Annotated in this window: 8 protein-coding genes; 5 read left to right on the top strand and 3 right to left on the bottom strand. The window is 68.9% G+C overall.

Features of this window, described 5'->3' with window-relative positions:
• The first annotated feature begins 39 nt into the window (after nucleotides 1-39).
• Nucleotides 40-417 carry a hypothetical protein gene (locus ACFVYS_RS33250; RefSeq protein ID WP_389508148.1) on the top strand — a complete coding sequence of 126 codons (378 nt, stop codon included), beginning with the start codon at nucleotides 40-42 and terminating at the stop codon, nucleotides 415-417.
• A 212-nt stretch (nucleotides 418-629) separates the two neighbouring features.
• Here the strand turns inward: ACFVYS_RS33250 and ACFVYS_RS33255 are convergent, their stop codons facing one another.
• Entirely contained in the window at nucleotides 630-1,307 is a 678-nt protein-coding gene (locus ACFVYS_RS33255) for a macro domain-containing protein (RefSeq protein WP_389508150.1), read from the bottom strand.
• Between the two features lie 111 nt (nucleotides 1,308-1,418).
• On the opposite strand from ACFVYS_RS33255, the gene ACFVYS_RS33260 reads away from it, so the two are divergent.
• Nucleotides 1,419-3,038, top strand: coding sequence for an ADP-ribosyltransferase domain-containing protein (locus ACFVYS_RS33260; protein WP_389508152.1), 1,620 nt, complete (start codon nucleotides 1,419-1,421; stop codon nucleotides 3,036-3,038).
• 187 nt (nucleotides 3,039-3,225) lie between these two features.
• The gene (locus ACFVYS_RS33265) at nucleotides 3,226-3,876 is read left to right on the top strand and encodes a DUF4360 domain-containing protein (protein WP_389508153.1); all 651 of its coding nucleotides are present in this window, start codon (nucleotides 3,226-3,228) and stop codon (nucleotides 3,874-3,876) included.
• Nucleotides 3,877-4,201: 325 nt separating this feature from the next.
• Here the strand turns inward: ACFVYS_RS33265 and ACFVYS_RS33270 are convergent, their stop codons facing one another.
• Nucleotides 4,202-4,969: an intradiol ring-cleavage dioxygenase gene (locus tag ACFVYS_RS33270; protein WP_389508155.1), complete on the bottom strand. Its 768-nt coding sequence runs from the start codon at nucleotides 4,967-4,969 to the stop codon at nucleotides 4,202-4,204.
• 196 nt (nucleotides 4,970-5,165) lie between these two features.
• Nucleotides 5,166-5,933 (bottom strand): intradiol ring-cleavage dioxygenase, encoded by a 768-nt coding sequence (locus ACFVYS_RS33275; RefSeq protein WP_389508156.1) that lies wholly within the window; start codon nucleotides 5,931-5,933, stop codon nucleotides 5,166-5,168.
• Nucleotides 5,934-6,197: 264 nt separating this feature from the next.
• On the opposite strand from ACFVYS_RS33275, the gene ACFVYS_RS33280 reads away from it, so the two are divergent.
• Together ACFVYS_RS33280 and ACFVYS_RS33285 are read left to right on the top strand one after the other, a co-directional pair.
• Nucleotides 6,198-7,232, top strand: a complete 1,035-nt coding sequence (locus ACFVYS_RS33280) for an arabinan endo-1,5-alpha-L-arabinosidase (RefSeq protein ID WP_389508158.1) — start codon at nucleotides 6,198-6,200, stop codon at nucleotides 7,230-7,232.
• Entirely contained in the window at nucleotides 7,214-8,647 is a 1,434-nt protein-coding gene (locus ACFVYS_RS33285) for a family 43 glycosylhydrolase (protein ID WP_389508160.1), read from the top strand. Before ACFVYS_RS33280 ends, ACFVYS_RS33285 begins: the two co-directional genes overlap by 19 nt.
• Nucleotides 8,648-8,712: the final 65 nt, after the last annotated feature.

An 8,712-nucleotide genomic window follows, 5' to 3' on the forward strand; every position in this document is an offset into this window, starting at 1 on the left:
AAAAGCCGCGACTCCGGCTGCACGAAAGGGGAGGGTCACATGGGCAGGTCGATCGTGCGCAGAGCGCGGCTGTGGGCCGCGGGGACGATGATGGCGGCCGGTGTCGTCGGTCTCGCCGCGGCTCCCGCGAGCGCGTGGACCGGTGGGAACGTCTGGGTCAACCTGGGCAGTTGGAACTGTCCGGCGGGTGGTTCGGTCGTGGGCGTGTACTGGGCGGTGGACGCGTACTCGAGCGGGCCGGCCGGCGGCGACTGGGGCGACAACGTCATCTATCCGCGGGTCCGGGTGGGGGCCGGTGCCCACAACACGCTCAGCTACCAGACCATCTGCAAGAAGTGGGGCTGGTACACCTACCGCGGAGTCGTCGGCCAGCGGTCCCTCACGCCCTACAAGTCGGGTCTGAGCTACACCTACTAGGACACGGCCACACGGCCGGGACCGGCGTGACGACCGTGGCCCGCACCTCGTACGAGGTGCGGGCCACGGTTCGGGGTCGAAGAAGAGCTGACCGGTGTGGATGACCTCGCCGCGGTGTACGAGTCGTCGGTGAGCGTCACCTCGGCGTGTACCCGCATAGTCAACTACCGCTGTTTCCATGCGAGTTAGGGCGTCCCGCCGACGGACGCCGGTCAGCGGCGGGCGGCGCGAGGGCTGGGCGGCGCGATGCGCACCCGCTGTTCGGCCGACGCGCTCTCGAGGTCGTCGAGCTGGGCGACGATCGTGGCGCGCAGGTCGTCGTAGTCCTCGAAGCGGTGGTCGTGGAACAACGTGTGGCCCGTCCACATCAGGTTGGCGCACACCCGCGCCGGTACCCGGCCGGTGTGGGCGCCCATGCCGACCAGCGCCACCGACCCGATGCTGCCGGGCGACTCCCCGTTCTGCCGGTGGATCGCCTGGAACGCGGCGGCGCAGGCCAGGGCCACGTTCAGGGTCTCGCTCACGTTCTGCGAGGACTGTTCCATCGTCGGCGTCGAGATCAGGAACCTCGGGTCGACCGCCCCGGACGGAACGCACACCGCGCTGCCCACCGGGAGCCTTCCCCCGAACCGGTCGCGGATCGCCCGCTGCACGCGCAGCTGGATCCCGGCTCCGAGGTGCCGCTTGATGGCAGCGTCCACCCCGCCGTCCATCCGGCCGCGCGAGTTGGTCGGGCTCACCCATGCGTCGACCTTCTCGTCGAGGATCGAGCCCTTGCGGATCTCGATGCCGGGGGTGTCGGCGAACGCCGCCCGCCAGGCCTCCACCACGCTCGCGTTGATGTCGGTCAACACGACCCTGAGCGGTGCCTGTTCGCGGTCCACGGTCATGGTGCTCTCCCCTGTGTGAGACGGCCCTTCCACTGGTCACGACGCTACCGCCCACCACTGACAACGCAGTTGGGGCAAGGGTTGTCATACCCCGCTGCTAGCGTCCCGGCCATGATCGACGCCAACACTCCCGCCCAGCCCGATGCGAGCGACCCGCTGGCTCTCGCCGAACTGTTCAAGGGCGGCGGTGAGCCGTGGCTTCCGCTGCTGAAGCCGGTCATCGAGGCGCAGCCGGACGCGGCCGCGTTCATCGGCCAGGGGCGCGGCGCGGAGGTCGTGCCGGTCCGTGAACTGACCTTCCAGGCGCTCAAGCCCAACCCGCCGCACAAGTGGAAGGTCGTCGTCTTCGGCCAGAATCCGTACCCGCGGCCGGAGAGCGCCACGGGCATCGCCATGTTCGACAACACCTTCCACGACTGGAAGGACAGCCAGTTCGGCAGGGTCGTCAGTATCCGCTGCATCATCAAGGCGGCGGCGATGTGGAAGTACGGCATCCCCAAGAAGACACCGATCGCCGACATCCGCGCGCTGCTGAAGAAGCAGGACACCGTCCAGCCGCCGGAGTGGTTCCAGGCGATGCTCACCCAGGGTGTGCTGCTGCTGAACGCGGCCCTCACGGCCGGCAGCGACGGGCCGCGGGGAGCCGACCCGCACACCGCGTTCTGGCGGCCGGTCGCCGAGCGGATCGTCGAGGAGATACTCAGGGCGAAGCAGAACGCCGAGGACGACGAGGACCGGGCCGTCGTCTTCGCGTGGTGGGGTGCCCACGCCCGCAGTCTGAAGAAGGTCGTCCTCCGGCTTCAGAAGAAGTACCCGGACGTCGAGGTCCGCCACCTCGACCACTGCAACCCCGCGGCGCAGGGCGACATCTTCTGCGACGACGAGCACTTCGGCACGGTGAACGCGGCCCTCGCGTCGCTGGGCGTCGACGAGATCGACTGGCTGCCGAGCAGGGGCTGGGACAAGGACACGGCGGAGGCCGGCGGGACGGACGCCGGCACCGCCGAACGGATGGGCGCGTTCATCGCCTCCACGATGGAACTGCACCAGCTGTATCTGGAGCGGCTCTCCAGCGTCAGGGACGAGGGGCTCGTCCTCCCCGCGATCGACGGGGTGTTCGGTACTCCGCTCGTGGACTTCCGCGATGCGGTCTCCCCGGTCGCGGCGCTGCTGTCCGGTCTCGACCGGCACGTCCAGCGGTCGCACGAGTTCGGCAAGCGGCGGGCGGACGAAGCGGCCGCCGCTCTGTCCGCCGACGCGATCGCCGCGCTCCACCTCTACACCTGCGAGTCCGCGTTCTACCGGGAGATCAACGCCGTCCTGCGATCCCCGGACCGCACCAAGGTCGTCCCCTATCTCCCCTACCTGCGGCTGCTGTTCTCGGCGGTGTCGCAACTCCCGGCCCGTACGGAGTCGTTGTGGCGCGGTGTCGCGCTGGACCTGCGTGCGCAGTACCCGCTCGGACGGACCGTGACCTGGTGGGGTGTGTCCTCGTGCACGTCCGAGTTCAACGTGGCGCGGGCGTTCCTCGGCAGCCGCGGCAGGCGGACGCTCTTCGAGGTGCAGCCCGTCCGGGCCGTGGGCATCCGCAGCTTCTCCGCGTTCACCGGCGAGGAGGAGTTCATCCTGCTGCCGGGCACCCAGCTGAAGGTGGTGGACGTGACGACCGAGCGCGGCGGCCTGTGCACCGTGAAGCTGGCCGAATCTGCGGAACAACCCCTCGTGTCCTGACCCGGACCGACCGGGTGTGAACGGGCCGCGGTGAATGGCCGGAGTTCGGCCTGGGCGTGCCCCACCGCTCTCCCTACGATGCGATCGCCCCGGTTCTTCACAGCAACTCCATTGATTCTTCACAGAGTTACTGTGCCGAGCCGGGCGCGCATCCACCCCCCACCGATCCGAACGAAGGACAGAGACCATGGCAAGTGGGCTGCTCCTGGGCGGTGCGGTCGCCGCACTCATCACCGCGGCGATACCCGCGCACAACTCGTCCCCCGTGTTCGACAACCCGCCCCCGGACAAGATCGTCATCGACGTCGCCACGGTGAACGGCTCCGGCTGTCCCGCGGGTACGGCGGCCGTCGCCGTCTCCGAGGACAACACCGCCTTCACCGTCACCTACAGCGACTACCTCGCCCAGGTCGGCGGAGGCTCCAACCCCACGGCGTTCCGCAAGAACTGCCAGCTCAACCTGATCGTCCACGTCCCTTCGGGCTTCACGTACGCCATCGCCAAGGCGGACTACCGCGGCTACGCCTCGCTCCAGTCCGGCGCGAGCGCGGTACAGCGGGCCTCGTACTACTTCCAGGGCTCGTCGCAGACGGTCTTCAAGAACCACAACTTCAGCGGCTCCCTCAACGACAGCTGGCAGGCGACCGACACCACCGACTGGGCCCAACTGGTGTGGGCGCCCTGCGGAGTTCAGCGCAACTTCAACATCAACACCGAGCTCCGGGTGAACGCGGGCACGTCGTCGCCGAGCAAGGTCAGCTTCATGACCATGGACTCGACCGACGGCGACCTCAGTACGATCTACCACATGGCCTGGCAGGAGTGCCCGGGCAAGTGAGCCCGTCCCGACCCTCGGGTCACCTCGCCGCGTGGGCCACGAACCCGGCCCACGCGGTGCCGCCCCCGGTGGGCGCGGAAGCTCGCCCTCCTGGCGGACAGAGGGGGCGTGGGGGATGGGTCGCAGTCGCGGGGCGGTGGTCGTCGGCGGAGGCATCGGCGGGCCGGCCGCCGCGATCGGACTGCGCAGGATCGGCTGGGATGTGACGGTCCTCGAACGCGCCCCCGTCTTCGCCGACGTGGGCGCGGGGATCTCCATGCCGCCTGGGCGCCACCGCACATCCGATGACGCCCAGGCGGACGAGAGGCGGGTCAGATGGCGCGGGTCAGCGTTCGACCCCGAGGGTCAGCGTTCCCGCGTAGCCGGACGAGGGCGAGCTGCCCAGGGCCGTCAGGGTCAGCAGGCCGGACGCGGCGCCTCCACCGTCGTAGATGGAGTCCCGGGCGAGGGTGGTCCGGGTGACCCCGTTGGCCGAGTACGGGGAGAGTCTGCTGACCCGCGTCGTGATCGTCTCGCTGAAGTAGAGCTGGCCGGTGTGGAGTTCCTGGCCGCCGGTGAAGGAGCCGTCGGGGGTCAGGGTGACGTTCGTGTGCACCTTGATGTGGATGTGGATGCAGCGGCCCACGTACCAGCCGGGGTAGATCGTGGTGATGTTCGCGACGCCGCCGGCGTTCGTCAGCACGCCCCCGCGCAGGAACGTGCCGTCGTCCGGTTCGGTGTGGCCGTTGGCGCCCACGAAGCCGGAGTACTCGCCGAGGTGGTCGGCGTGCCAGATCTCCACGAGGGCGTTGGAGAGCGGTGCGCAGGTGTCGTCGTCGACGACGGTGAGGGTCAGCTTGAGCGGGATGCCCGGCTTGCCCTCGGTGATGTCGGTGCGGACGTACTGTCCGTCGAGGTAGTAGGGACCTTCGGTCATCTCCCGGGTGAGGGTGCAGACGGCCGCGGCGGCGATGGGGACGGTGTCGGCCGTTTCGGCGGTGGGGGCCTCGTTCGTGGCAGCGGCGCCCACGGCCAGGGCCGCGGCGGTGGCGCCGGTGGCCGCGAGCACGGCGCGGCGCGCGATGGGGGTGCGTGCGTTTGAGGTGTCTGTCATGAACACGACACCATAGGGGAGTTTCCCGTGAGTATCTGACGGGTCAGTGAATTTATTATGCGTCAAGTGACTTGCAGGACAAGGGAGTCGGACATGCCGACCGGACGCCACCAGTGTTCCGGTGGCGCCCGGTCGAACAGGAGAGGGTCATGTGGTGCGGGTCATGCGGTGCGGGTCGGACCGTGCGGCGCCGAGGTCAGCGCTCGACCCCGAGCGTCAGCGTGCCCGCGTACCCGGCGGACGTCGAGCTGCCCAGGGCCGTCAGGGTCAGCAGGCCCGAGGCGGCGCCTCCCTCGTCGTAGATGGAGTCCTGGGCGAGGGTGGTCCGGGTGACCGTGTTGGTCGAGTACGGGGAGATCCTCGCGACGGCCGTCGTGATCGTCTCGTTGAAGAAGAGCTGACCGGTGTGGATCTCCTGGCCGCCGGTGAAGGAGCCGTCCGAGGTCAGGGTGACGTTCGTGTGCACCTTGACGTGGATGTGGACGCAGCGGCCCCGGTACCAGCCCGGATAGATCGAGGTGATCGCGGCGACGCCGCTGGAGTTGGTGAGCACTCCGCCGCGCAGGAAGGTGCCGTCGTCCGGCTCGTTGTGGCCGTTGTTACCGACGAAGCCGGAGTACTCGCCGAGGGCGTCGCAGTGCCAGATCTCCACGAGGGCGTTGGAGAGGGGCACGCAGGTGTCGTCGTCGACGACGGTGAGGGTCAGCTTCAGCGGGATGCCCGCCTTGCCCTCGGTGACGTCGGCGCGGACGTACTGTCCGTCGAGGTAGTAGGGGCCTTCGGTCATCTCCTTCGTGAGAGTGCAGACGGCCGCGGCGGCGACGGGGGCGGTGTCGGCCGCGTCGGCGGTGGGGGTCTCGGGCGTGGCAGCGGCGCCTACGGCCAGGGCCGCTGCGGTCGCGCCCGAGGCGACGAGTACGGTACGGCGCGCGACGGAGGGGCGCGCATCTGGAGTGTCTGTCATGAGCACGACACCGTAGAAACGGTTCCTGTCGGCAGGCTGTCAGTTCGGCAAAGTGAGGCGCCGTCAAGCTATTTGCAGGGCAAGTGTCGACACAAGAGCCGCCGCCCCCTTCGAGGAGGCGATCCGCGGTGGCGTTTCTCGAAGACTTTCGGGTGTGCGTGCGGAGCATTGACGCGCAAGGGGTTCGATTCTACGGTCCCGTCCGACGACGCGACTGTTGTTCGATATCACGGACGGCGAAATCCCCACTGAAGGAGCGTCCGCATGAGCCGCACCTCTCGCACCTCCCACACGCCCCACACCTCCCACACGCCCCACACCTTCCGCAGGTCCCGCAGGTCCCGCAGGGCCGCGCTGCTCGGCGTCCCGGCGGCGGTCCTGCTCGCCCTGATCCCGTCCACCGCCTCCGCGTACCCCAACCCCGGCACGGTCACCGGCTCCACCGTCGTGCACGACCCGACGATGATCCGCACCTCGGCCGGCCGCTACCTCCTCTACGCGACCGGCGGCGGCCTGTCCTACCGCACCTCCACCGACCGCATCGCGTTCAGCGCGGGCGGTGACGCCTTCTCCACCCGGCCGAGCTGGTGGTCCTCCTACGGCACCACCGAGGCCTGGGCGCCCGACATCTCCTACCAGGGCGGCAAGTACCTGATGTACTACGCCGTCTCCACCTTCGGATCCAACAAGTCCGCGATCGGGCTGGCCGGTTCGAGCACCGGACTCCCCGGCTCCTGGACCGACTACGGCACCGTCTACACCTCCACCACGTCCAGCGACTACAACGCCATCGACCCGAACCTCTTCGTGGACGACGACGGCAAGTGGTGGCTCTCGTTCGGGAGTTGGTGGACGGGGATCAAGATGATCCGGATCGATCCGGCCACCGGCAAGCAGCTCGCGTCCGACACCGCCCGGCGCTCGATCGCCTCCCGCCCCACCGGGACCAAGGCCGTCGAGGCGCCCTACATCGTGAAGCGAAGCGGCTACTACTACCTCTTCGCCTCCTACGACACCTGCTGCGCCGGCACCGGCTCCACCTACAAGGTGAAGGTCGGCCGCGCCACCGCCGTCACCGGGCCGTACTACGACAAGAACGGTGTCGCGATGACGAACAACGGCGGCACGGCGGTCCTGGAGTCGCACGGCAGCGTCATCGGCCCCGGCGGCCAGTCGATCCTGCACGACACCGACGGCGACCTGATCGTCTACCACTACTACGACGGCAACGACAACGGCACTCCCAAGCTCGGCATCAACCTACTGAACTGGAGCAGCGGATGGCCCGTCGCCTACTGACCCTGCTGGCCGCGCTGCTGCTCGCCCTGGCGATCGGACAGCCCTCGGCGAGCGCGGCCACCGTCACCAACCCGGTCAAGGCGCAGAAGGGCGCCGACCCCTGGATCTCGTACCACGACGGCAACTACTACCTCGTGACGACGAGTTGGACGAACGTCATCACGATGCGCAAGTCCGCGACCCTCGCGGGACTCGCCACCGCGCCGAACATCCAGGTGTGGACCGGGGACGCCGCTTCGCGGTGCTGCAACATCTGGGCGCCCGAGATCCACTTCCTGAACGGCCGCTGGTACCTGTACTACGTCGCCGGGCAGAACGTCACCGACTACAACCCGACCCAGCGCACGCACGTCCTGGAGAGCGCGGGCTCCGACCCGACGGGCCCGTACACCTACAAGAACCAGCTCAACTCGGCCTGGATGCTCGATCCGACGGTCGCCACCATCAACGGTCAGCTGTACCTGTTCGGCAGTGCGAGCGGCGGGACGCAGAACCTCGTGGCGGCCCGGATGTCCAACCCGTACACCCTGGCCACCGGCTTCTCGACCATCTCCACGCCGACCAACTCCTGGGAGACGTCCGGAGGTTCGGTCAACGAGGGCCCGGAGATCCTGCAACGCGGCGGCAAGACCTTCCTGGTCTATTCGGCGAGTGGCTGCTGGACCCCCGACTACAAACTCGGCCGGCTCACCCTCACCGGCTCCGATCCGCTCGCGGCATCGTCCTGGACGAAGAAGTCCACGCCGGTGTTCCAGCGCAGCGATGCCGCGGGCGTCTACGGCCCCGGCCACAACGGCTTCTTCAGCTCACCGGACGGCACCGAGAGCTGGATCGTCTACCACGCCAACGACTCCGCCTCGGACGGCTGCGACAACGGCCGTACGACCCGGGCCCAGAAGTTCACCTGGAACTCCGACGGCACCCCGAACCTGGGCACGCCCGTGGCGCTGGGCTCGGCCGGCAGCGGCCCCTCCGGTGAACCCTCGGCCACCGCCACCACCTACCGGATCACCAACCGCAACAGCGGCAAGTGCCTCGAGGTGGCGGGCAGTTCGACGGCGGACGGCGCCAACGTCCAGCAGTACACCTGCAACGGCGGCACCAACCAGCGCTGGCGCATCGAGGACCAGAGCGACGACACCAGCCGACTGGTCAACGTGGCCACCGGCAAGGTCCTCGACACCGCCGACTGCTCCGCCGCGGACGGCGCCGACCTGCGTCAGTGGTCCTGGCTGAACAACACCTGCCAGCGCTTCCGCTTCCTCACCACGGACAGCGGCTACGTCCGTATCGTCAACCAGTCCACGGGCAAGGTCGCCGACGTCGCCGACTGCTCCGCCGCGGACTCCGCCGACGTACGTCAGTGGTCCTGGCTGAACAACACCTGCCAGCAGTGGAGGCTGGAGCCGGTGTAGCCGCGGTGGCCGGTGTGCGGTGCGGTTGCCGCCGCAGACCCGTTGCGCCCCGAACAGCCCTCGGC

This window comes from Streptomyces sp. NPDC058295, from assembly GCF_042880655.1.
In the GTDB taxonomy this organism is placed as follows: domain Bacteria; phylum Actinomycetota; class Actinomycetes; order Streptomycetales; family Streptomycetaceae; genus Streptomyces; species Streptomyces coriariae.

What these genes read in the sequence shown, in the direction of transcription:
- ACFVYS_RS33265 (WP_389508153.1), top strand. Translation starts at nt 3,226, where the DNA reads ATGGCAAGTGGGCTGCTCCTGGGCGGTGCGGTCGCCGCACTCATCACC.
- ACFVYS_RS33255 (WP_389508150.1), bottom strand. Translation starts at nt 1,307, where the DNA reads ATGACCGTGGACCGCGAACAGGCACCGCTCAGGGTCGTGTTGACCGAC.
- ACFVYS_RS33250 (WP_389508148.1), top strand. Translation starts at nt 40, where the DNA reads ATGGGCAGGTCGATCGTGCGCAGAGCGCGGCTGTGGGCCGCGGGGACG.
- ACFVYS_RS33270 (WP_389508155.1), bottom strand. Translation starts at nt 4,969, where the DNA reads ATGACAGACACCTCAAACGCACGCACCCCCATCGCGCGCCGCGCCGTG.
- ACFVYS_RS33285 (WP_389508160.1), top strand. Translation starts at nt 7,214, where the DNA reads ATGGCCCGTCGCCTACTGACCCTGCTGGCCGCGCTGCTGCTCGCCCTG.
- ACFVYS_RS33280 (WP_389508158.1), top strand. Translation starts at nt 6,198, where the DNA reads ATGAGCCGCACCTCTCGCACCTCCCACACGCCCCACACCTCCCACACG.
- ACFVYS_RS33275 (WP_389508156.1), bottom strand. Translation starts at nt 5,933, where the DNA reads ATGACAGACACTCCAGATGCGCGCCCCTCCGTCGCGCGCCGTACCGTA.
- ACFVYS_RS33260 (WP_389508152.1), top strand. Translation starts at nt 1,419, where the DNA reads ATGATCGACGCCAACACTCCCGCCCAGCCCGATGCGAGCGACCCGCTG.